This is a genomic window from Pseudohongiella sp., from assembly GCF_040877505.1.
GTDB lineage: Bacteria > Pseudomonadota > Gammaproteobacteria > Pseudomonadales > Pseudohongiellaceae > Pseudohongiella.
On the sequence record NZ_JBBDNQ010000040.1, the window covers coordinates 169793 to 193696 of the forward strand.

At 58.5% G+C, this 23904-nt stretch carries 16 protein-coding genes; 14 read left to right on the top strand and 2 right to left on the bottom strand.

What is annotated here, in order from left to right; genetic code table 11:
- On the top strand, positions 1–893 hold an 893-nt coding region (locus WD071_RS14970), incomplete at its 5' end, for a helix-hairpin-helix domain-containing protein (RefSeq protein ID WP_368049199.1).
- Positions 894–897: 4 nt separating this feature from the next.
- On the opposite strand, the gene WD071_RS14975 is transcribed toward WD071_RS14970, so the two are convergent.
- The gene (locus WD071_RS14975) at positions 898–1620 is read right to left on the bottom strand and encodes a transposase (RefSeq protein WP_368049200.1); all 723 of its coding nucleotides are present in this window, start codon (positions 1618–1620) and stop codon (positions 898–900) included.
- 157 nt (positions 1621–1777) lie between these two features.
- The gene (locus tag WD071_RS14980) at positions 1778–2386 is read right to left on the bottom strand and encodes a hypothetical protein (RefSeq protein ID WP_368049201.1); all 609 of its coding nucleotides are present in this window, start codon (positions 2384–2386) and stop codon (positions 1778–1780) included.
- Positions 2387–2509: 123 nt separating this feature from the next.
- Between WD071_RS14980 and WD071_RS14985 the strand changes: the two genes are divergently transcribed.
- The 13 genes from WD071_RS14985 to WD071_RS15045 all read left to right on the top strand — a co-directional run bounded on the left by WD071_RS14985 (position 2510) and on the right by WD071_RS15045 (position 23891).
- A complete protein-coding gene (locus tag WD071_RS14985) occupies positions 2510–4474 on the top strand; it encodes an acyltransferase family protein (protein ID WP_368049202.1) in 1965 nt (654 codons plus the stop codon).
- Between the two features lie 118 nt (positions 4475–4592).
- On the top strand, positions 4593–5105 hold the full coding sequence (rfaH, locus tag WD071_RS14990; RefSeq protein ID WP_368049203.1) for a transcription/translation regulatory transformer protein RfaH: 513 nt from the start codon (positions 4593–4595) through the stop codon (positions 5103–5105).
- Between the two features lie 232 nt (positions 5106–5337).
- On the top strand, positions 5338–6468 hold the full coding sequence (locus WD071_RS14995; RefSeq protein WP_368049204.1) for a calcium-binding protein: 1131 nt from the start codon (positions 5338–5340) through the stop codon (positions 6466–6468).
- 546 nt (positions 6469–7014) lie between these two features.
- Entirely contained in the window at positions 7015–7848 is an 834-nt protein-coding gene (locus WD071_RS15000) for a calcium-binding protein (protein WP_368049205.1), read from the top strand.
- Between the two features lie 149 nt (positions 7849–7997).
- Positions 7998–9215: a glycosyltransferase family 4 protein gene (locus tag WD071_RS15005; RefSeq protein WP_368049206.1), complete on the top strand. Its 1218-nt coding sequence runs from the start codon at positions 7998–8000 to the stop codon at positions 9213–9215.
- The gene (locus WD071_RS15010) at positions 9212–11731 is read left to right on the top strand and encodes a glycosyltransferase (protein WP_368049207.1); all 2520 of its coding nucleotides are present in this window, start codon (positions 9212–9214) and stop codon (positions 11729–11731) included. Before WD071_RS15005 ends, WD071_RS15010 begins: the two co-directional genes overlap by 4 nt.
- Positions 11732–11739: 8 nt before the next feature.
- Positions 11740–12720 carry a hypothetical protein gene (locus WD071_RS15015; RefSeq protein WP_368049208.1) on the top strand — a complete coding sequence of 327 codons (981 nt, stop codon included), beginning with the start codon at positions 11740–11742 and terminating at the stop codon, positions 12718–12720.
- Entirely contained in the window at positions 12717–15734 is a 3018-nt protein-coding gene (locus WD071_RS15020; RefSeq protein ID WP_368049209.1) for a glycosyltransferase, read from the top strand. Before WD071_RS15015 ends, WD071_RS15020 begins: the two co-directional genes overlap by 4 nt.
- Positions 15735–15739: 5 nt before the next feature.
- Entirely contained in the window at positions 15740–18121 is a 2382-nt protein-coding gene (locus WD071_RS15025) for a hypothetical protein (protein ID WP_368049210.1), read from the top strand.
- Entirely contained in the window at positions 18118–19869 is a 1752-nt protein-coding gene (locus WD071_RS15030) for a hypothetical protein (protein ID WP_368049211.1), read from the top strand. Before WD071_RS15025 ends, WD071_RS15030 begins: the two co-directional genes overlap by 4 nt.
- Positions 19870–19928: 59 nt before the next feature.
- On the top strand, positions 19929–21551 hold the full coding sequence (locus WD071_RS15035) for a hypothetical protein (protein ID WP_368049212.1): 1623 nt from the start codon (positions 19929–19931) through the stop codon (positions 21549–21551).
- Entirely contained in the window at positions 21538–22227 is a 690-nt protein-coding gene (locus WD071_RS15040; protein ID WP_368049213.1) for a 6-hydroxymethylpterin diphosphokinase MptE-like protein, read from the top strand. Before WD071_RS15035 ends, WD071_RS15040 begins: the two co-directional genes overlap by 14 nt.
- The gene (locus WD071_RS15045) at positions 22224–23891 is read left to right on the top strand and encodes an MBL fold metallo-hydrolase (RefSeq protein ID WP_368049214.1); all 1668 of its coding nucleotides are present in this window, start codon (positions 22224–22226) and stop codon (positions 23889–23891) included. The genes WD071_RS15040 and WD071_RS15045 overlap by 4 nt, the downstream gene beginning before the upstream one ends.
- Positions 23892–23904: the final 13 nt, after the last annotated feature.

Consider the following 23904-nt stretch of genomic DNA (forward strand, 5'->3'; position numbering starts at 1 on the left):
ATACTTTCGCAGGCGAAAGTATTGCCTCCGTCCCCATTCTTTCCGTCCCCATCACCATGCTGGAGAGGTGCCCTGCCTGCGACTCGCCAATAGAGAAGGACGGCGACGTACTTTATCGTTGCACCGGTGGCCTGATCTGTCCGGCTCAGCGCAAGGAATCATTGCGGCATTTCTGCTCGCGCACAGCGCTGGATATTGAAGGTCTGGGCGAAAAACTGGTCGAGCAACTGGTGGACGCTGATATGGTCAGGACGGTCGCCGATGTATTCACGCTAAGCAAAGATGACCTTCTCAGCCTGGATCGTATGGGTGACAAATCAGCGGATAATCTGCTGGCAGCCATCGCCAAGGGCAAGGCTACCAGTTTGCCCCGTCTGCTGTATGGTCTCGGGATCCGCGAGGTTGGAGAGGCGACGGCTTTGTCGCTCGCCACCCATTTCGGTAGCCTGGAGCAACTGATGACGGCGGACAAAGAGGCACTTGTACAGGTCCCTGATGTTGGGCCGGTGATGGCCGAGCACATCGTACATTTTTTTGCCAATCAGGAGAATGACAAGGTTATTGCGCAGTTGCGCGAACGTGGTGTCTCCTGGCCGGAGCATCAGGCGCAGACCGTCTCTGACGAGTTGGCAGGGCAGACCTGGGTGCTCACCGGCGCGCTTGAAACCATGACCCGCGATGAGGCGCGCGCAGCATTGCAGGCACTGGGCGCTAAAGTGACCGGTAGCGTATCGAAAAAAACCAGCGTCGTGGTCGCCGGGCCCGGCGCCGGCTCCAAGCTCGACAAGGCCAATGAGCTCGGTGTCAAAGTCATCGACGAGCAAGGCCTGGTCGACCTGCTGGCAAAGAATGGGGACGGAGCAAAGAATGGGGACGGAGGGAATACTTTTTGATTGGTCAAAAAGTATTCCCTCCGTCCCCATTCTTTGCCTCCCCATTCTTTTTCCGTGGCTGCCCTGGCCGCAGCCGGCCAATTTCCACGCCGTATTTCTGCTTTAACAATTTCTTATAACGGTTGTCGGCGACAGGCTGACAGCTATGCGCAGCATGGCGAATCAGTGTCAGCTGATGCCGGTTGACAGGTTTGGCAAACAGCCGGATGTAAGCCTCACGCCGTGACGTATCCGATTTACCCAGCGCCAGAAATTCCGCATGCGGCTGCATCCAGCCGCTGACGCCGAGTGCGTTTTCCCGGTAGCTCGACCACCTGTATTGCCCCGCACTTCTCACCATGGAAGCGCGCACCGGATTGAGTTCGATATACCGCTGGCAGGTCAGAAAATAGCGACGCGTCTGCACCAGGCTGGCGTGGTGACGGCCCTCCCACAGAGTGCCGGTGCGCTCATACTTCTTGTTGATGTACCCCGCATAACTACTGCCTACGACTCGTGTGACACAGGAAATACCGTCCTCGCGCTGCGGTGTCAGCAGAAAATGTACATGGTTGGTCATCAGGCAAAAGGCATGAACATGCACATCATAGAAGCGGGCATGGACGCGCCACAACTCCAGGTAAAACTCATAATCTGCCTCTTTCATGAAGCAGCGCTGGCGATTATTGCCGCGTTGAACAATGTGATAGGGCATCCCTGCCAGGTAGTGACGCGCGCGCCGGGGCATAGCAAACTCCTTTTGCTAAGTGGGTTTCTTCAAGAAGTATAGACAATGATTTATGGGGACGGAGGGAATACTTTTTAACTGGTCAAAAAGTATTCCCTCCGTCCCCATAACCGGGTCCCCATAACCGGTCCCCATAACCGGTCCCCATAACCGAACGCTAAAAACCCAGCACCCGACGGATCCAGCTTCTGCCCAGCTCCTCCTCGCAGCTAGCGTATTGCCGGGCATAGCGGTTGGCGTTTTGCTGCACGCGCTCGGCGACTGGCAGCAGCCAGGCTTTGTCGCGGTAAGTGCCCCGGTTAAAACCGGCGTGGCCTTCGTGGTACGCCAGATACAGGTTGCGCGCATCGTCACGGTCGATCTGGCTGCGACGATAGCTGTGTTGGTTGTACCAGCCCACAAAATCCACCGCATCGGCAAATTTGCTGCGTCTGGCCAGGAAATTACCCGTCTCACTGCGGTACTCATCCCAGGTCGTGTTCAGCGCCTGAGCATAACCACGCGCCGTCGACGGCCGCGTCCACGGGATGAAACCCAGCAAACGCGTGCGCGCCGGGCGGGCACGTGCCTGAAAGCCAGACTCCTGGTAGATGAATGCCATGGTCACCGACACAGGCACGTTCCAACGCTCCTCGGTGCGCTCTGCGGCGCGGTACCAGGCACGGCGCTCCTCGAACATATCGCAGACATTGTTCGGGTTTGCCGGCCGCGCACTTACGCAGGCGGTCATAAAGAGCATCAGTGCAGATGTCAGTAAGAGGCGCATGCGAGTAGTATAACAACCATTGATCACAAGTTTATGGGGACGGAGGGAATACTTTTTGACCAACTACGTAGCAACTGGTTAAAAAGTATTCCCTCCGTCCCCATTCTTCACATCGGGGCAGGGATGGCACCTTCGGTAGACACTGGTTTCCGTTACGATATCAACGCACTGCGCGCGCTGGCAGTGATGCTGGTGCTGTTGTTTCACTTCCGGGTGCCCGGTTTCGGCGGTGGGTTTGTTGGTGTTGATGTGTTCTTTGTCGTCTCCGGCTACCTGATGACGGCGATGATTGTGACCCGCCTGCAGGCGCAGACGTTCCAGTTGGGGCGCTTCTACCTGGCCCGCGCGGGGCGGATTGTGCCGGCACTGGCGGCGCTCATTGGCACGCTGCTCGCTCTTGGCTGGTGGTTGCTGCCGCAAAGCGACTATCACGAACTGGCCGACAACAGCGTATATGCCTTGATCTTCATCGCCAATATCCGCTTCCAGCGCGACGCCGGTTATTTTGCGCCAGCCTCGCACGACAACTGGCTGCTGCACACCTGGTCGCTGGGCGTGGAAGCGCAGTTCTACCTGCTGTTACCCCTCTTTATCCTGCTGATCTGGCGCATCAGACCCGGCCAGCGCCAACTGCTCATTTTTATCGTCGTGGTGCTGCTGATGTCACTGGCGCGCTCAGTCTGGCTGGCATACAACAGCCCCGACAGCGCGTTCTTTCTGCTGCAAAGTCGCGCCTGGCAACTGCTCACCGGTGCCGCCGCGTTTCTGCTCAGCCAACACCGGCTCGTCCGCCAGGGTCCGCAATTCGCGCGCCTGCTAAGTGCATCAGGTTTACTCTTGATTCTGGGCACCGCACTCACCGTCAACGCCAGCACCCGCTGGCCCGGCCTGCTCGCCATCGTGCCCGTCGCCGGCACCGCGCTGATCCTGATGACCGCCCGACAATCAGCATGGATGCGTCTCGCGCCCGTGCACTACCTCGGCCTCAGTTCCTACTCCATCTATCTGTGGCACTGGCCCGTGTTTGTCGCGCTGGCATTTCTTGGCATGACTGACAATGCGCTGGCCATCATCGCCGGTATGACGCTCGCAATTGCGCTGGGCCTGCTCTCCTGGCGCGTGATTGAGAACCCCACACGCCGAAGCCGCAAACCGGGCACCGCACTCACTCTGATTATCGCGGTCACTCTGGTACCGGCAATATGGATTGACCAGTTGAAAGGTGTGCCAGGCAGATTGTCACCGGCGGTGGAGCACGCCGAAGCTGAAGCCCGGAACTTTGACGACAGGCGAGGGGAGTGCCTCGCGCGCAACGGTTTCGATTTTCCCTGGTGCCAGTATGGCGGGCCGGATATCCAGGCCATTGTCGTCGGCGACAGCCACGCCAGTACCGTGTTCACCGCTGCCGCACTTGCCGTAGAGCAGGGCACCACAAACCCCGGCGCTGGCATCCGGGCCAGCAGCCACAACGGCTGCGCCACCTTGCTGGACGGCAACAGCATAGACAACGCTGACGGCTGCCGCGCCTTCAACCGCTTCCTGCGCGAACAAATACAAACCATGCCCGCGGCTATCCCCCTCATCATCGTCAATCGCAGCAGCATCTACCACCTGGGCAGTGCCGTGCCCGCCAGCGACGATTTTCGGCGCCCACTGATTTTTTACCAGCGCCGCCAGTCCCGCCCCAGCGCTCAGCTAACGCAGCAGTACAGGGAGGACCTGATCGCCACCGCCTGCCATTTTGCTGAACAGCGGCCGGTCTATCTGCTGCGCCCCATCCCGGAAATGCCCGTTGATGTGCCGCGCAGCATGGCCCGCCGACATCTGCTGAATCGTGCAGGGGAGGTTCGCCTGAGCAGGGCGGCCTATGATCAGCGCCACGCCGCCGTGTGGCAGGCCCAGGATCAGGCCGCACAGCATTGTGGCGTTCGGATCCTGGACCCGACGCAAGCGTTGTGCGATGAGGAGTACTGCTACGGCAGCGAAGACGGCCGCCCGCTGTACTACGACGAAGACCACCTGTCGGAATACGGCAACAAAAAGCTCGTACCGTTGTTCAAGAATGGGGACGGAGGGAATACTTTTTGACCAGCTGCGTAGCAACTGGTCAAAAAGTATTCCCTCCGTCCCCATTCTTTAGACAAAAAGTATTCCCTCCGTCCCCATTCTTTCCTAACATGATGCAAAAAGAACTGGAGTCAACGGAATGAGCGGACGCGAACCAGATCACAGCCAGCAATGGTACCTGCTGCAATGCAAAGCCCGGCAACAAAACCGTGCCCAGATGCACCTGGCCAACCAGGGTTTCCACTACTACGCCCCCGTGCACCTCGTCAAATGTGTGCGCCGCGGTCACTATCAGGCTCGCACCGAGGCCCTGTTCCCCGGTTACCTCTTTATTGAGCTGAACAGCACCAGCGACTGGCGCGCACTGTATGCCACCCGCGGCGTCTGCCGCCTGGTCAGCTTCAACGGCCAGCCCCATCCTGTGGCACAAGATCTGATAGACGCACTGAGAAAGCGCTTTTCACAACAGACTGAACCGGAAACCCTGTACCAGCCCGGTCAGCGCGTGGTCGTCACCGATGGCTGCTTCAAACACATCGAAGCGATCGTCAAAGCCGTGACATCCGACGATCGCATCATAGTGTTGATGAACATCCTGCACCGCCAGCAATCACTGGCGTTACCCGCCGCCGCGTTGGCCCGGACAGGCTGACTAACCCATCTGGCTGGTTGTACCCGCTTCAGAGTGGGCTTAGCCTGACCACAGGTTAATTATGACGATTTTCTGTTGACAAGCAGGCGGGATGGGTCTAGATTTCAAACAATCTGTATGTGCGATTGTTAACATTGCTAGAGAACCGTAGTTTTTATTTGCGCATTACCAAGCATCAACAGGTTATTCACGCAACCAACAAGTCTCGTAATCACGCAAGGAAAGCTGAGTCATGGCTGTTAACTACGAATCATCGTCAACAATAAACGATATTAACCTGACAATTGGTTCATCCACGATTTCATCCGACGCCAAGAGTGCTATTTCCACCCTTCTCTTAGGTGGCGGCTCTCCTATTGATAATCCTGGCGCTCCCGTAAATGTGGGCTTGGGTACCGTCGGCTCAAACGGACAGGTTGATATTCAGGGGCCTGACGGCAGCTCCCCCGATGTCGTTGTCATGAACCCCAGCGGCGGAATAGCAGATCCGAACACCGGGCTGCTCAATATTTCTTTTTCTGACGAAACACTAGCTAATTCTTCTGTCTACTTCATTACGGGCAACACCGCCGTCAACGTCACATGGAACACAATTCCGCGCATCATCGTAAATGGCACCGGAAGCGACAGGATGACGGTTAATGGCGATGCCAATACCACCATTGAAAGTACGGGCGGCAACGACACCCTCATCACCAGCGGTGGCGATGACCTGATCACCGTTCAGGCCAATGGCGACTCAAGCGTCAGCACCGGCGCCGGCAACGACACTATCAAAACCGGTACGGGCAATGACACGATTGATGCCGGCACTGGTATTGATGTTATTAGCTATGCCAACGGCAGCGCCGGATACACGATCACCAACTTCTCCGGTAACCAGTTCCAGGTTGAACGCGAAGGTGGTGTCGAGACACTGACCAACGCCGAGCGTGTGCACTTTAGCGACAAGAAAGTTGCCATGGATCTGCAGGAGGAGCAGAACGCAGGCATGTCGATCCAAATCATCAACGTGATCGCGGCAGAGCTGCGAGATGATCCCGAAATTGTGGGCATGATCCTCAAGATGTTCGACGACGGCATCAGTCTGGAAGCGCTGGCGCAACACGCCATCGACGTGGGCTGGGTCACCCAGTTCGCAGGTTCGGCAAGTAACGAAGATCTGGCCAGACTCGCGTACACCAATGCCTTTGGTGCTGCGCCTGACGAAGAGCAACTTGATTGGGCACTTAGCTTCATGGACGGCAGAGTCGCCAGCTACACGCAGGCTGAGTTCATCGCAGAGGCCGCGCGTGTTGACGAAAACAACGTCACCATCGATCTGGTCGGTCTGCAGCAGACCGGTGTGGAGTACCTGGGATAAACAGTAGCCCTTACTCTGCAGGATGGACCGACTGATTCGCTGACTAACCCATCTGGCTAATTGCATCCGGCGCAAGGTTGGTTTATTTTGCCAGCATACCAAATCAGAACGATTTACTATTGACATGCAACTGGCCAGGGCCTAATGTTTGCACAATCAGGGTATTTCTAACCATTGTGGTTGCCACGCTTGGTACAATAATTGCCTACTATATAAGTAGATGGACAACCAACCACTTTTCCAAAAGGCTGAGACATGACCATCCAGTACGAGACACCCACTTCGGTTGACGATATCACGCAAGCATTAGGCATCTCATCGATCAGCAATGACACCAAGGACTCAATAACAAATCTCTTGGGCGGCGGTTTGGGCGGCGGCGGTTTGGGCGGAGGTACAGTAAACCTCGGTTCCGGCTCCTTTGGTTCAGATGGTCAGTTTCAAGTGGCTGCGCCTTCTGGCAATACGGACATGCTTGTCATTGACTCATCCGGCGGAACTCCAGGCCCCGGCGGGCGCGTCACTATCAATCCTCCTGCGCCTACAATGGCGTCTACTAAGGCCTATATTTTCACTTCCAGTACACCCGTCGAAATGACATTAAACACCATTCCCCGCGTCATCGTGAATGGCACCGGCAGTGACAGAATTACCGTCAATGGCGATGCCAATACCACCATCCAAAGTTCCGGCGGCAACGATACCCTGACCACCAGCGGCGGCGATGATCTTATCATTGTTCAGGCAAACGGCGACTCAAGCGTCAGCACCGGGGCGGGCAATGACACCATTCGCACCGGTACCGGCAATGACACCATTGATGCCGGCACGGGCATTGATGTGATCAGCTATGCTAACGACAGCGCGGGTTACACCATCACCAACTTCTCGGATAACCAGTTCCAGGTTGAGCGCGCTGATGGCACCGACACACTGACAAACGCCGATCGTGTGCACTTCGCCGACAAGAAAGTCGCGATGGATCTGCAGGAAGAGCAGAACGCCGGCATGTCTATCCAGATCATCAACGTGATCGCGGCAGAACTGCGGGATGATCCCGAAATTGTGGGCATGATCCTCAAGATGTTTGACGACGGCATCAGTCTGGAAGCGCTGGCGCAACACGCCATCGACGTGGGCTGGGTCACCCAGTTCGCAGGTTCGGCAAGTAACGAAGATCTGGCCAGACTCGCGTACACCAATGCCTTTGGTGCTGCGCCTGACGAAGAGCAACTTGATTGGGCACTTAGCTTCATGGACGGCAGAGTCGCCAGCTACACGCAGGCTGAGTTCATCGCAGAGGCCGCGCGTGTTGACGAAAACAACGTCACCATCGATCTGGTCGGTCTGCAGCAGACCGGGGTTGAGTACCTGGGTTAAGCACAGTGCCCCTGATAATGTCAGGGACACCCTGTTCCCAAACGCCCGGGTCCACAAGATGGACCGTCTAAAACCAGCTCCGATCCTGTGCGGCATACCCGCCCACAAGATCGGAGCTGACTTTTTTTAAGCGCTGCGATCACCCGACCATGAAGCTTCTCTTCGTTCACCAGAATTTCCCCGGACAGTTTCGTTTTTTGGCGCCAGCGCTGGTGGGGCGCGGGCACCAGGTCGTCGCCATCAGCCGCAAAGGCAATGGTGGTGTGCTGCCAGGTGTAGAGCTTTGCCATTACGATCTCGCGCGGGGCAATACCGCCGGCATCCATGTACTGGCCAGTGAGTGGGAATCCAAGGTATTGCGCGGCGAGGCCTGCGCCCGGGTTGCTGAGGAGCTGCGTCGGCGCGGTTTTGTACCCGATCTGATCATTGCCCACCCGGGCTGGGGCGAAGCGTTGTATTTGCGCGACGTGTTCCCGCAGTCCCCACTGATCTGTTTTGCCGAGTTTTTCTATAACGCCCAGGGTCAGGAAATGGGTTTTGACCCGGAGTTCCCCGACGCCGACCTGCATAACATGGCCAGGCTGCACACCAAAAACGCCAATCTGCTGCTGGCACTGGAACAGATGGACGCAGGCATCTCACCCACCCGCTGGCAGGCTTCCCGGCATCCACAGTGGGCGCAGCAGAAAATCCGGGTCATCCACGACGGCATTGATACCGATGAAATGGCGCCTGATCCGGAGGCCCGGGTAACCCTGCCCGATTACGGTTTGCACCTGGCGCCGGGCGACGAAGTGGTGACCTTTGTCTCGCGCAACCTTGAACCGGTGCGCGGTTACCATATTTTCATGCGGGCATTGCCGGAAATTCTGCGCCGCCGCCCCAACGCCGTGGTGTTTATTGTTGGCGGCGACAGCGTGAGTTACGGGGCGCCCGGTACCGAGGGCAGTTATCGCGGAAAATACCTGCAGGAAGTTATCGCCGAACTGGACCCGAAACGGGTCATTTTTATGGGCAAGGTGGATTACCACGTGTATCGACGACTGATTCAGGTCAGTCGCTGCCATGTCTACCTGACTTACCCCTTTGTGCTGTCCTGGTCCATGCTGGAAGCAATGAGTGCCGGCGCCCTGGTCGTTGGCTCGCGCACCCCGCCGGTGACAGAAGTCATCGAGCACGAACGCAACGGCCTGCTGTTCGACTTTTTTGACATTGCCGGGCTGACCGACACCGTGACCGCCGCGCTGGAATCGCCTCAGGACTACGCCTCCCTGCGTCAACAGGCGCGTGAAACCATCCTGCAGGACTATGACTTGCATAGCCACTGTCTGCCGGCCCAGCTGGCACTGGTGGAGTCCTATCAATGACAGGCGAGTCTGGCCAGCACACCATCCAGGGCGGCATTCAGGGCCTGTACGGTGATCTGCTGTATGGCTGGGTAATCGACAGCGCCAGCCCTGATCTACGGGTGGCCGTGGAGCTGTACCTGGACGAAGCCTTTATCGGTCTGACCCGCGCCGACCAGCCCCAGGTCGGCCGCAATACCCCCGGCGACGGCCTGCACGGTTTCTCCTTCCACATATCACGTGCCTGGCTGAATCAGGCAAACAGCATCAGCGTGCGCGTGGCCAACCAGGGGCCGTGGTTGCCCGGCCGGATTGATCTGCGCAACTGGGATGTACCTGATTCGCCGCAGCCAGGCACCGAGGCCGACGCCGACAACATGCCGACCGCGCCCCGCGCCCATGCCCTGCACGACGGCGGCCTGCTGATTCATGGCTGGGCCGTTGATGCCACGGATGCCGACCGTCACGTCGACGTGCTGGTTCGCGAAGACAAACTTGTTCATGCCCGCACCCGCGCCGATCTGCGCCACCCGGCCCTGGTGCGACACAGCAGCGCCGATCACGGTTTCAGGCTGGCACTGCCCTGGTCGCTGGCCGACGGTGAACTGCATGAGCTTTGGGTGGAGAACGATCTGGGTGAAACCCTGCCGGGCAGTCCGCTCAACGTGTGCGTACGCCCGGAAGGCCTGGCGGCGACGCTGCACAAATTTTGGCCCGGTACCGACAAAAGTCGCGAGCAGGCGCCATTCAATTTGTTGTTACGGCTGGCCCAGGAACAGGATAAACGCGCACCGCACAGCCTGCCATTTACCGCTTACCCACAGTGGTTTGAACTGCAGCAGCAAGAGCCAGTGCCAATGCCAGTGCCGGGGCCGGGGCCGGGCAAGACCGGCCCGCAGGTCGGCGCGTTGGTGCTGGAACAGGTGCTGGATGACGGCGATGTTGCCGCCCGCGCCACCGACGCGACAGACATCACACGCAAAAGCCTGCGCCGACAAAAAATCAAAGCACAACACATCTGCCAGACCCCGATACACCAGGCCGTGGACGGCCTTGAACAGCTGCTGCAACAGGGCGTCAGCGCCGTCATCGTCATTGCGGCCGGTGATCATCTGGCGCTGCAGGCTTTGCCCCGACTGCTTGCCGCGCTGCAGACGGAGCAAAGTGACGGCACTCCAGCTTGGGTTTACCCCGACTGTGATCAGGACGATGAGCTCGGCAAAAGAAGCAACCCCTGGCTGAAACCGGCGTGGGATCCCGACTTTTTCCTGGGCAGCGATATTTTCACCGTTGGCGCGCTGTACAGCGCCGAGATCCTGCGCCAGGCGTTGGATCATCTCACGGCCCGGCAGCCCGCAACCGACGCCCGGCACTGGCAATACCTGGCCTGCGCACTGGTCGGAGTGACCCAGAGCACGGAGGCCACGGTCGCGCACCTGCCCATGGTGCTGCATCACCGCGCGGCCGCGCAGCCGATTGCTCCTTTCCTGCGGCCCGACGATCCCGCGCGCAAGGCCGCCCTGCAATGGCTGGTCGAGCAAATGGATGCACAGGCCACCGTCACCGACGTACCTGATTTTCCGACCCTCAAACGGGTGCAGTGGAGTCTGCCGACAGCCAAACCCAAAGTGACACTTATCATTCCCACGCGCGACCAGTACACGCTGCTCAGTCGATGCCTGGGTTCTTTACTGCGTTACACAGATTATCCCAACGTCGACGTCATTGTGGTCGACAACGACTCACAGTGCGAACGCACCCTGCGCTACTTCGACACCCTCGCCGAGCAGGGCGTCAAGGTCATCCGTTACCCGTATCCGTTCAACTACGCCGCCATCAACAACCTGGCCGTCAGCACCGCTCAGGGCAGCCTGATTGGGTTGATCAACAACGACATTGAAATCTCCCCCGACCAGGGCGGCTGGCTGAGCGAAATGGTCGCCCAGGTGCTGCGTCCCGGCGTGGGCGCAGTCGGCGCCAAATTGCAGTGGTCCAACGGCATGGTGCAACATGGCGGCGTGGTGGTAGGCGTCAATGGCCTGGCCGCGCACGTGGGCAACAACTGGATGATCAGTGACCCCGGCTATTTAGGCATCAATCAGATCGTGCGCAGGCAAAGTGCGGTCACCGCCGCCTGCCTGCTGACCTCAAAAGCGGCCTGGAACGAAGTCGGCGGCCTGAACGCCAACGACTTTGCGGTCAACTTTAATGATGTCGATTACTGCCTGCGCCTGCGCCGGGCTGGCTACACTGTCATCTGGACGCCGTTTGCCGGCCTGGTGCATGCCGAATCGGCCAGTCGCGGGCTGGATGTGGAACCCAGCAAGGCGGTGCGTTCGCAGCGCGAGCAGCAGAACCTGCGGCTGCACTGGACCCACCACCTGTCGGTTGATCCCAGTTATCATCCGGGGCTGAGCCTGGACCATGGTGTGGGTTCCTATGGTGGCTTGATGATGCCACCCAATCCGGGCAAAGTACGATTGGCTGACATCAGCAGAGCGGCTGTTAAAGACATAAATAAAAAACCAGAACATTGAGGTAATTCATGAAACGCGTCAGTTCCGAACTCCAGGTATCAACCAGCATCGTCGCCTTGCAGGCCGGCCTGTACGCGCTTCGTTACCAGCTGCCCACTTCTAATAATAAATCCGGGGCAAAACCCGGTCAGCCGCAGGCAGTTACCCTGGCACGTGCCCCGATTGGCAATGCAACGGGTACGGTCGACTTTTTTGGCAACGTCGCCAGTAACGCCAGCCATGCCGAACTGCGGCATCCGGACGACTGTGCTGTGTTCCGGGTCGGGCAGGGCGGTGCCTCCGTGCTGGTTGTTGAATATTTTGCCGATCAGAGCGCCGCGCAAAACCGGGTGGAGATTGTCATCGACCGCCTTGACGGTGACCGTAGCCAGGGTCGGCTGGCAGCCGAACACAACACAGCCAGTGCCGCCAGCGCCAACTCCAACGCCACTTCAACTGCCACTTCAACCGCCACAGCGCCGGCGCTGCCATACTCGGTGAAAACTCTCAGTGCCTATGGTGAACTGCTGCCGCTGCAGTTTACCGGCCATATTGAACGTCGCGGTGATGTCAACGTTGCGCAAGGCTGGCTGGGGGCACCTGAGGCCACCGCCCGTATCGAAGGTTTCCTGGCAGAATGGCCCCAACAGGCGCAGACAAACCCGGCGCTGTACTATGGTTGCGCCACCAGCGGTCAACAAGAAATCAAAATGGTGCCCGTTGGAACATTTACCGGTACCCGCGGCAAGGCGCAGCCCATCAACAGCGTCTGCTTCGACCTGCAGGGCGAAGACAAACAAAATTACTCATTGGTCGGGCAGGTGGTATTTGCCGGTAGCGCCGCGCAAACCATTCACGCCGGCAAAGTACTGAGCGGCCCCAGCGGCAAAGAACCACTGGTCGCGTTTTACCTGGTGACCATTCGCAAGCGACAAAAGAAAACCACTAAATCATCGGCCTGGGAAGATCCTGCCGTTACTCAGGTGTTTCGTAAAAAAGATAAAAAATGAACGCAAGCGCACCGCTAACATTGCAGAGCTGTTTCTCCCGCATCGCCAAGCCTGGTGAGGATCAGGCGACGGCGCGTGCCATCCTGCGCCTGACCGAAGGCTGGTCCGAGCTCAGGAGTGAAACCCGGCTGTGGCAGGCGATTCACGCCATGCAGGCAGGGCGGCCCTGGGAAGCCTGGAGTTATCTGGTGTCCAGCGAAATGGCCGCGACCTTGCGGCGCGGCACATTGCCCGAGTTGCCCCCATTGCTGGCCGCCGTGGCCCGCGCACTGGGTGAGGACAGCATTGCCCGGCGCCTGCTCGCACTGTATCCCGATCCGGACTCGCTGGCACCGCCAGCCCCTGCAAAGACGCCGCCCCACGCGCCGCTGCCAAAAACAAAAGCAGCCACAAGTCAGCGCGACAACACCGTTGATATCATTATCCCGGTCTACAAAGGCTACACACAAACCCTGGACTGCATCCACAGCGTACTGGCCAGCCAGGCCGACTTGCGCACCCGTACTGAAATTGTGGTGATCAACGACGCCTCGCCGGAACCAGAGCTGGTGGCTGCACTGCGCGAGCTTGCCAGCCAGCAGCAGATCACCCTGATCGAGCAGTCGCAGAACCTGGGTTTTATTCGCACCATGAACCGGGCCATGGCCCTGCATCCTCAGCGCGATGTGGTCTGGCTTAATGCCGATACCCGGGTATGCGGCAACTGGCTGGATCGTCTGCGCCAATTGGCAAAAAAGCATCCGGATATTGCCACCGTGTCACCGCTGAGCAATTTTGGCGAGCTGATGAGTTTCCCGCATGCATCGCGCCAGGGCAGCATGCCCGATGCGCAGGCCCAGCAGCAGCTCGACACGCTGGCCAGCCAGGCCTGGAATGGCGACATCCCCGAACTGGGCGCAGCCTGCGGTTTTTGCCTGTACATGCGCCGCGCCGCCATCAACAACGTGGGCCTGCTGGATGAAACCGATCTGCTGTCCGGTTACGGCGAGGACACCGACTGGTCACAACGTGCCCTGGCCCTGGGCTGGCGACTGGCGGGCGCGCCCAACGTGTTTGTCGCGCACCATGGCTCGGTGTCGTTTGGCAGCCAGAAACGACAGCTGGTGGCGCGCAACAATGCCCTGTTAAAAAAACGTTATCCGCGCGCGCAGCAGGACAATCGCACTGACCAGCAGCGCGATCCGCTGGCCAGTCACCGCCAGCGGCTGCAACGTCACCGTTTGCAGCAACAGCCGCCGGTAGCCGGGGAGCTGCTGATTCTGGGACCGGCCAGCTGGAACCATCCGGCCTTTGCCCATTGTCGTCTTGACCCGTACGACGCCGATGGCAACTGGATACAGACACACGCCATGGATGAACAGCCCTGGCTGCGCTGGCAGCCCACGGGCGACAGTCGCCAGCCACAGGCCTGCAAAATGTCGTTGTCCTTGCCCGGCGCGGGCGCGGGCGCGGGTGCGGGTGCAAGAGAGTCGCTGCCGATCTACCTGGAATACCACCTGCCTGAAGATCTGGCGCTGCTGGAAGCCGACCTGACGGGGCTGCCGGATCTAAGCTGGGCATTTTACGAGTTGGCACGCTGCCCGCTGGTGCTGTTGCAACTGTGCCTTCGCCTGCAGCGCCAGGTGCGACTGATGCCGCTGGACGACGGCCTGTTAAGCGCCGTCGCTAGCCCCGATACTGTGCGCGGTGGACTGCTGCTGAGCCTGGCGCAACAGGCCGCGGCAGTTGTGGTGCCGTATCCCAGCCTGGAAGATCGTTATCGCCGTGTCATACCGCAAGCCCGTATCAACGTGCAGCCCGCGCCGCCTGTCGCCAGCCCCACACCCAGCCCAGCGCCCAGCCCCGCGTCCCCGACCCAGCCCACGCGCAGCGTGCTGATTGCGGACGACCTCAGCAATCCCGCCCTGGCCCGGCAGTGGCAGGCACTGGCCCGTGCGCTGCATGACGATGACGGGGCCGCCAATGATGACAAAAACACAGAACCCGCCATCAAGCTGCTGGTTCTGGAACACTACCCCTGCAACCGCAGCTTGCGCGCACTGGGCAATCTTATCGAAATAGCGCCCATTGCCGGTGTAGGATTGCCTCAAAGCCTGCAATTGTGCCACTGTACGGTTGCGCTGAGTCTTGACGCTGATCCCGGCGCGGGCTGGCAGGCGCCGGGCCTGGCCAGGCATCTCGGTTTGCCGCTGCTGGCACCGGCCTGTGCGCTGGCCCGCGACGCCGGCGCCCGGACCTACGCGACGATGGCGGAGCTTTCACACCAGGTATTCAATAACAATTTGTCGACAAAGGCCCTGACAATGACCGAAAAACGGACCGCAAAAACGCCCGGCAAACCAGTGCTCAAGCCGCCACTCAAACGGCCATCCAAACAGGCGCCAAAAAGCGCCTCGGACACACCGGCCAAACAAGTTTGGCATGGCGCTGCCAAGCAGAAAGTGTTCCTCAACCTGGGCTGCGGCACCAGCAACCGCCAGGGCCTGCCCGCCATGTTTCAGGATGAACAGTGGCATCAGGTGCGTATTGATATCGACCCGGACACCCAGCCCGATATTGTCAGCAGCAACACCGACCTGAGCATGATTCCCGATGCCCAGATTGACGCCGTGTGGTCCTCGCACAGTCTGGAACACCTGGATTTTCACGACGTGCCTGTCGCCCTGAAAGAAATGCAACGGGTGCTCAAGCCCGATGGTTTTGCGCTGATCACGCTGCCCGACCTGCAGGCCATCGCCGAGCTGGTGGTGGTCGGTCGCCTGACTGATGTGGTTTATCAATCCGCCGTGGGCCCGATACGCACCATCGATATGCTGTTCGGCCATGGCCCGTCGCTGGCCGCTGGCAAACGCTACATGGCACACCGCTGCGGCTTTGATGCCAAGCTGCTGGGTCAGTCGCTGCTCGATGCCGGGTTTAACGAAGTCCGAGTCCGCAAGGGGCGCTCCTGGGATCTGTGGGCTTATGCATTCAACGGCGACATCCCGCCGGGCCTGCTCGAGCTGGAGGTGTAAGTGTGATGTCTGCTACGCCAGGGCTTGCCACAAACATCGTCTGCCTCACCGGACCGGCGCAAAACACGCTGGACAGTGTGGCGCAGATTCTGGCTCAGGCTGGCATGGCCGCCGCGCTGCCGCCGCCACGCGACCCGCAACTGGATCTGGCGCGCTGGCATCAACAGGTGTCAGCAGCGGCGGGCAGGGCAGCACAACCGAACTCACAGATCGCGCCCGGCCGTTTGTGGGAGCAGCTGGCGGGTGATCTGTTTGTCGCCAATATGCAATCCGGACTGTGGGGCTGGGCAGACAGCGGCAGCACCTGGCTGCTGGATTTTTGGCTCAACTTTGAACCCAATGTAAAGTTCATTCTGGTCTGTGTGTCACCACAACAAATGCTGGCCGATGCACTGGTTGATACCCCGGCAAAAACCAACGCCAGCGATGAAGCGGGCCTGCAAACCACCGTTGAGCGCTGGCTCAGCCAGCACCAGGAAATGCTGCGTTTCCATAATCGCCACCCTCAGCGCACTTTGCTGGTCGCGGCAGATGACTGCCTGGCTGATCCCGAGGCACTGCTGCAACTGTGCCGCGAGCAATGGCAATTACCCCTGGCAACGCCGGACATTCAGGTCAGCAGACCTGACACTGACCCCGTGTTGCGTTATCTGGCCGACCAGTGCTGCCGCGACTTCCCGCAACTGGACGGCCTGCAGCACGAGCTGGCGGCGACCCTGACCCGCTTTGGCCCCGACGCTGACTCTTCATCACTCTCGTCTGGGCCCTCATCAAGCCCCACCGTAGAACAGGTCATTGCGGATTACCGTGCGCAGCAGGACAAGCACGCCAACGCCATCGCGGCGGTTCAGGAAGAATTGCGCCAGGTGCAACACAGCCATGAGCAAGACAGAAACAGCCATGAGCAAGACAGAAACAGCCATGAGCAAGATAAAAAATCCGCCGAGCAGGAAATAAAACGCACCCAGGATACCCTGCGCCAAAGCCAGGAAGAAAACGAGCTGCTGTTGCTGCAGCTGCACCAGGTGCAGGAAGAACTGGAAAGTCAGGTACTGCGCCAGGCCCAGAGCGAAAAAACCGCTAAAGAGCTCGCCAACCAAAGCGAAACCAGACACCAACAGATCAACCAGCAAGTGACCCAGCAACTGGCACAAGCACGCAAAGACTGCGAGTCACTCACCCAGGCCAAAAACACCGCTGAACAGGCGTTAAAAGCCGCGGAACAAAAACTCAAAACTGCCGAAGACAAACTGCGCGACAGCAATGAAGAAAACGAACTGCTGTTGCTGCAACTGCACCAGGTGCAGGAAGAACTGGAACACTACTTCCTGCGCCACCAGGATGCCCAGAACAAACTGCAGCTGGCCGAGAACAAGTGGCAACAGATGATGCAGCGCAACCCCGACTACTGCGAATACGACGCCCTGGAATTGATAGCCGCCGGGGACGGTGCCGCAGACGATGCCCAGACAACGCCGCACTGGCGTGTCAAAGGCCTGCAGGCCGGCGGCCGGTCATTCGATGAGCTGGCCTTCCACACGGTGATGGAGCAGGACATTGCCGGCCTGGTCTTTGCCCGCTCACCCGAACCCACCGGCCCGCTGTTGCGGTGGCCCACTGTCGCCGCAGCACAGGACGAACTGACCGTGATTCCTGTTGCCGACAACAACAATCGCAAACAACGTGTGGAAACCCTGTTCGACCTGGCCACCGCCGACTGGGCGCTGATGAAAGTGCTGGCAGGTATCCTCGGGCGCGAACTGGCGGCCCCGGGCTCCCCGGCCCACCAGCAGTTCACGACTGAACAACGGGCAGCACTGCAGGCGGGCCTGACCAGGTTCAAAGACATTCTTGTGGGCTTGCCCGCCACCTACCGCTTCGACAGCCTCAGCCTGAAACATGAACAAGTCAATCCGGGTTACGAGCACCTGTGGCTGCGCTGCGAACACGTGGCCTATGGCAATAAAAGCTGGCCAGCCTTTGAGTTCAGGCTTGCCTGCGCCAACGTGACGCCCGACAGTTTTGGCACCGATCCCCGGCTGGAGATACCACAGGAAACCGAAACCAGCCCCTTAACCGGCTGGTTCGCAGAATCATCCGACAACTTTGGTGCAAAACTGGAATTGCGCTTTGCGCTGCCCAACGCCATGGACGTCGAAGTCTGGCACCAGCTCCCCGAGGTGGACCAGGCATTTATGAGCGCGCTGATCAGCCGGTTGCCCGCCATGCTGGAAATCCTGCGCACGGCAGGCACCACGCTGCAACGCCCCTGGGGCCAGTGGATTGACATGGCGCGCGAGCTGGCACGCATATTTGCCGAACGCACCACACCGGCACCCGCCCAGGGCGTGCCCGCCACAACCGTCGAGGAGAGCGAGTCAGCATGACCCACAGTCACAACACCTCGGCCAGCAATCAGCCCGCAAGCCTGCTGGCAAAGCTGATGCCACCCCAGGCCGTCATTCACGTTGGCATTGGCAAAGGTTATGGCGACATGAACGCCTGGCAACAGTGGGATGTGCCGCGCGCGTTGTTGATTGACGCCGACCCGGCCCGCCTGGCCTGGGCAGAAAAACTTGCCACCAGCCAGCCAGGCTGGCGCGTATGTGAATCCGTACTGGCCGCACAAGCCGGCGAAGTCGAATTCTACCAGGCCAGCAACCCCGACGAAGACGGCATGCTGGCCCCGCAGACATTACAAAACATCTGGCCCAATTTGCGGGAAAAATCCCGCAGCACCAAAACGGCGACGTCCCTGCAACTGTTGTCGCAACAAACCGCCTGGCTGCCAGACGAAAGCGATGATCTGCTATGGCTGTTGATCGACTGCCTGCCCGCATTGCCCATACTCGAAGGCGCCGGCCCCTTGTTGTCGCTCTGCGGCGTGGTGTGGGCCCGCGTATTGCTGAACCCGCAGGGCGGGGACGGCGGCGGCGATGGCGCCAGTCTGCAAGCCATAGAAGCCTGGCTTGCGCCCCACGGCCTGCGCTGTGTCCATGTGGCCGAAGGCAATCACCCCGCCATTGGCCACGCCCTGTTCGCCCGCGACTGGCGCCAGGAACTTGATACACACCAAAAACGCGGCCAGGAGCAACAACAGGAAATAACGCAACTCACCACAGAACGTGATAAACAAAACCAACTGGTGCAGGAACACCAGGCCAGGCTTGAGCAGCTAAGCAAGGAATGCGACAGCCAGTCCAAACTTGCACAGGACAGGCAAAGCCAGCTGTCACAACTCAGCCAGGAGCGTGACGAGCAGGCCAAACTTGCGCAGGAACGCCAGGGCCAGATGACACAGCTTAGCCAGGAGCGCGATGCCCAGACTAAACTGGCACAGGAGCGGCAAAGCCAGATCGAAGCCCTGACCAAAGATCGGGATAACCATGCCAAGGTTTCCCATGAAGGTCAGGCGCAGATCGAGCAGTTGGCCAAAGAGCGTGACCACCATGCAAAGGCTGCTGAAGACCGACTAACCCAGGTTGAGCAGCTGATCCAGCAACGGGATGCCCAAGCGAAGTTGGCGCAAGAGCGGCAGGTTCAGATTGAACAGATCAGCAAAGAGCGTGACAGCCACGCTAAAGCTGCGCAGGAACGTCAAGCTCAGATTGAACAGCTAACTCAGGAACGTGACAATCACGCCAAGGCTGCTCAGGAGCAACAGGCTCAGGTTGGACAACTTACCCAGGAACGGGATGCGCAGACCAAGCATGCGAAGGAGCGCCAGACTCAAGCCGAGCAATTGATCAAAGAGCGCGATGCTCAGACCAAGACAGTTCAGGACAAACAAGCCCAGATTGAGAAGCTTACCCAGGAAAGAGATGCTCAATCTAAACTAGCACAAGATCGGCAAGTCCAGCTTGAGCAGATTGAAAAGGAGCGAGACACACAAACCAAGTTGGCTCAGGAGCACCAGAGCAAGATAGAGCAATTGAGCAAGGAACGTGATGCTCAAACAAAATTGGCTCAGGATAATCAAGCCAAAAAAGATCAGGCTTTACGACAGTTAGAAACAATCAAACAGGAAAGTGAAGAAGTGATGAGTCGCCAGTACCAGATCAATGATGAGATGACCAAAGCCGAAGCCCAGATTGACCTGATCAAAGATCTACTCTTGCGAGAGCCAGGCCTGTGAGGGAGTTTGTCCTCAAATGCAGCCCCATAAGCAGATGATGTAAGAACAAAGGTTTATATATGCTCATCGGTTTACGCACGATACTCACCCGCTGGTTCGGGTCAGCCGGTTCTGCTAATATTACAGAACCCTCTTCTTCCGCTGAGGAAGAAACTATGGTGCTGTGCACTGACACCAGCGACGAGCAAGAAGCAGTCCGCGTACCCTACGATGAAAACCTGCTTGAACGTGCCCGTACCCAATGGCAGTTTGGTGATTGGGAGAGTCTCGCTGCGCTAGAGCGGGACCAGCTTCAATATCACCCCGATCGTGGCAAACTCGCCCTGCTCGCAGCAGCAGGGTGGGCGCAGATTGGAGACACCAGCAAGACTCGAGCACTTGTGCGGCTGGCGCAGGATTGGGGAGTTAACAACAACGTGATCAGCAGGATTCTAATTGCCGGCGTGCATAACAGTCTGGGCAGGGCGGCAATTCTAGGGAAGCAGCAAGAGCGCGCACTCAAGCATTTCGAAACTACGATTACCATCGGCACGCCAGCGGCCGACCAGCGCCTGCTGACGCAGGCTCGGATCAATCAGCAAAGCGTCCAGCTGGGGCTAGGTCGGCATGGGGCCGACCCCAGCAGTGGTGGGTTTGCACTGTCCGGTCGTTCCATGGCCTGCGCGACGATCAGTACCCTGGCTCGCCAGTGCGTGGAGAGTCCCGACGTACACAAAGCCGTGGACGGTTTGCGCGCCAGCAACCGGATATCGCCACGCGAAACTTTTCTTTTATTTATCGAACTGGCCGACCACTATTTCGAGCGAAAGGACGATTTAACCACTGTTCACTTCCTGCAAAATGCTCGCGAGTTAATTGATGATGAAACTAACGAACAACTGAAGACCTTGTTGGTACGCAATCTTATTGTCGTAGGCAAAGCTGACCTAGCCGCCGACCTGGCAATGGAGCAAGCACTGTTGAGTGAAGGCCATCTGGCACTGAACTCAAAGGAAAAGGCTGCCCTGTTGCGTGCTTACCAGCAAACCAGGCAAAAGGCTGAGGCCAGATCTGAACACGGGCACGACCTGCTGTTGAACTGGCTGCGCAAGCATGCGGAAGAACTCAAAACCGAAACCCGCGAGCGAGTGCCGGTGCTGGTCGAGATCGGCTCCACCCGCGAAAATGTCCCCGGTCAAGGCTCTACACGCAAGCTGGCTGTGGCCTGCAAGGAATTGGGGCTGCATTTCATAACGGTCGACATGGACCCGCACAACAGCCGAATGGCCGCAGAAGTATTCACCAAACTGGAAGTACCCTTCGAAGCTATCACCGACAAGGGCGAGGACTACCTGCGCAACTATCAGGGCTATTTCGATTACATATTCCTGGACGCTTACGACTTCGACCATGGCAAGCACAGCGAACTGCGCCAAAGCCGGTACCGGAAATTTTTGGGCGAACAGATAGATGACGAGGAATGCCACCGCATGCACCTCGATTGCGCAGAGTCTATTGTCGCCAAGCTGGCCCTAAAGGGTGTGGTTTGCCTGGATGACACCTGGCTGGACGACGGGAGCTGGACGGCAAAAGGTACGCTGGCCATGCCCTATCTGCTGGCAAATGGCTTTCGATTGCTTGAGGCGCGGAATCGTGCTGTACTCTTGGCAAGAGGACAGGGAGGGTCAAGTGTCTCGTTTTGATTTTTTGCACAACCGCCATGCTGGGGAGCGAGTGGTCCTGGTCGCCAATGGGCCTTCGTTGAACCGCATGGACTTGCGCTTCCTCGCCCGCGAAACCACGATAGGGCTTAACAAGATTTTCCTGGGTTTCAAGCGATTCGGCTTCTATCCGCGATACTTTGTGGCAGTGAACGACAAGGTTATAGAGCAATCCTCGCGGCAGATCATGGCACTGAACTGCGTCAAGTTCATCAGCAAACACAACGGCCATCTAGTACCTGAGAATGCTCTGACCTACCACCTAGAAACAGGCAACCCGCCGGCTCGCTTTTCCCATGATCTCGAAAAGGGGGTGCATGAGGGCTGGACGGTAACCTATGTCGCGTTGCAAATAGCTTGGTACCTGGGCTTTGCAGAGGTCGTGATCATCGGCATGGATCATCGCTTCGAATATACGGGCGCGCCTAATGCTGCCAACCGACTAGAGGGGCCGGACCTCAACCATTTTAGTCCAGACTATTTTGGCGGTGGTCAGAGCTGGGATAATCCAGACCTCGCACATTCCGAGCAGTCCTACAGCCTGGCTCGCGTCGAGTATGAGAATTCCAACCGCCGCATCATCGATGCCACGCTTGATGGCGCCTGTACCGTGTTCGAAAAAGCCGATTATCGCAAATTGTTCGAGTTGTCCAAATGAAGCCTTCGTTACGTATACCAATGCAGATGTTGGGCCAGTCCGGTTGCCTGCTGAGGTTTCCCGACACCACATTATATGTGGATCCTTACCTGTCGAATTCCGTGCAGTTGATGGATGCGCCTGACCTGGTTCGTCAGATACCGCTGACATTAATGCCGGAACAGGTGGTAGATGCTGACTGGGTACTTCTGACCCACGCTCATATCGACCACTGCGACCCCCATACAATTCCGGCCTTGTCGCTGGCTGCTCCACAGGCACGCTTTATCGGTCCAGAGCCAGTGTTGGGTGAATTGCGCAAATGGAGTATCGAAGAGCAGCGACTGCACCTAGCTGAGGAACAATGGCAAACGCTGTCCGAGACCCTGCGAGTAAAAGCCATCCCCGCCGCCCACCCCGAAATAGAACGCGATGCGGCCGGTCGCCTGGCCTGCGTCGGTTTCCTGCTGGAGTATCAAGGCCAGCGTATATACATTGCCGGGGATACCTCGGCCCGCCAGGAAGTCATCGATGCCCTGCTGGCCGAAGGCCCGGTGCATACCGCATTCCTGCCAGTGAATGAGCACAATTTTTTCAAGGGTCAACGCGGCATCATTGGCAACATGTCGGTACGCGAAGCCTTTCAGCTGGCGACCGAGATTGGTGCTTGCCAAGTGGTGGCTGTGCACTGGGACATGTTCGCCGCCAACGCAGTGGACCCTGATGAAATCCGCGCAGTGTATCGTTCGATGAACTCTAGTTTCAAACTGTTGCTCAAGCCAAGCGTGCTAAACATGGGTCCTGTACATGCCAGCGTGGTTATCCGTACCCTCAATGAAGCAAAGCATCTGGATGATCTGTTGAAATCCGTGGCCAGCCAACAGACCACGGGACTGGGCGTTGAAGTGGTGCTGGTGGATTCCGGCTCCACCGACGGCACGCTGGGAATCGCGGAGCGCCATGGTTGCCGCATTCACCACATCAAGCGGGAAGAGTTTTCCTTCGGGCGCTCGCTGAACATCGGATGCGAGGCTGCGCTGGGCGACATACTGATTATTATCAGTGGCCATTGCGTACCCACTGGTCCCCACTGGCTGCAGCGCCTGTGCCAGCCAATCCTGGACGACCAGGTCGACTATAGCTATGGGCGGCAACTTGGAGGGGGGCAGAGCTATTTCAGTGAATGTCGCACTTTTGCCAAGTACTTTCCGGAACGTTCCTGCATCCCGCAGCAGGGCTTCTTCTGCAACAACGCCAATTCGGCGCTGTCGAAGTCGGCCTGGGAGAAGTACCGCTTTAACGAGGACCTAACCGGACTGGAAGATATGGAACTGGCACAGCGCCTAGTCCGTGACGGCAGCAAGGTTGGCTACGTTGGGGACGCCACTGTGTTCCATTACCACGACGAAAGCTGGGTCCAAGTGCGCAGGCGCTTCGAGCGAGAGGCGATAGCCCTACAGAAGATCATGCCACAGATACACGTTAATCTGTTCGACACGTTGCGCTACATTGCTTCCAGCGTGCTGCGCGACTGGCGTGCCGCCAAGCGCGAAGGGCGCCGCGCCGCGCGCTTGGGCAACATCCTGCGCTACCGCTGGCATCAGTACATGGGCGCCTGGAAAGGCAATCGCCAACACCGATTGCTATCGCACACGGACAAAGAAAAGTACTATTATCCTGAATAGAAGGCTCTGATAC

Coding starts and splice junctions, on each gene's coding strand:
- WD071_RS15000 (WP_368049205.1), top strand. CDS start 7,015: ATGGCGTCTACTAAGGCCTATATTTTCACTTCCAGTACACCCGTCGAA.
- WD071_RS15035 (WP_368049212.1), top strand. CDS start 19,929: ATGCTCATCGGTTTACGCACGATACTCACCCGCTGGTTCGGGTCAGCC.
- WD071_RS14995 (WP_368049204.1), top strand. CDS start 5,338: ATGGCTGTTAACTACGAATCATCGTCAACAATAAACGATATTAACCTG.
- WD071_RS14980 (WP_368049201.1), bottom strand. CDS start 2,386: ATGCGCCTCTTACTGACATCTGCACTGATGCTCTTTATGACCGCCTGC.
- WD071_RS14985 (WP_368049202.1), top strand. CDS start 2,510: ATGGCACCTTCGGTAGACACTGGTTTCCGTTACGATATCAACGCACTG.
- WD071_RS15045 (WP_368049214.1), top strand. CDS start 22,224: ATGAAGCCTTCGTTACGTATACCAATGCAGATGTTGGGCCAGTCCGGT.
- WD071_RS15015 (WP_368049208.1), top strand. CDS start 11,740: ATGAAACGCGTCAGTTCCGAACTCCAGGTATCAACCAGCATCGTCGCC.
- WD071_RS15010 (WP_368049207.1), top strand. CDS start 9,212: ATGACAGGCGAGTCTGGCCAGCACACCATCCAGGGCGGCATTCAGGGC.
- rfaH (WP_368049203.1), top strand. CDS start 4,593: ATGAGCGGACGCGAACCAGATCACAGCCAGCAATGGTACCTGCTGCAA.
- WD071_RS15030 (WP_368049211.1), top strand. CDS start 18,118: ATGACCCACAGTCACAACACCTCGGCCAGCAATCAGCCCGCAAGCCTG.
- WD071_RS15025 (WP_368049210.1), top strand. CDS start 15,740: ATGTCTGCTACGCCAGGGCTTGCCACAAACATCGTCTGCCTCACCGGA.
- WD071_RS15005 (WP_368049206.1), top strand. CDS start 7,998: ATGAAGCTTCTCTTCGTTCACCAGAATTTCCCCGGACAGTTTCGTTTT.
- WD071_RS15020 (WP_368049209.1), top strand. CDS start 12,717: ATGAACGCAAGCGCACCGCTAACATTGCAGAGCTGTTTCTCCCGCATC.
- WD071_RS14975 (WP_368049200.1), bottom strand. CDS start 1,620: ATGCCCCGGCGCGCGCGTCACTACCTGGCAGGGATGCCCTATCACATT.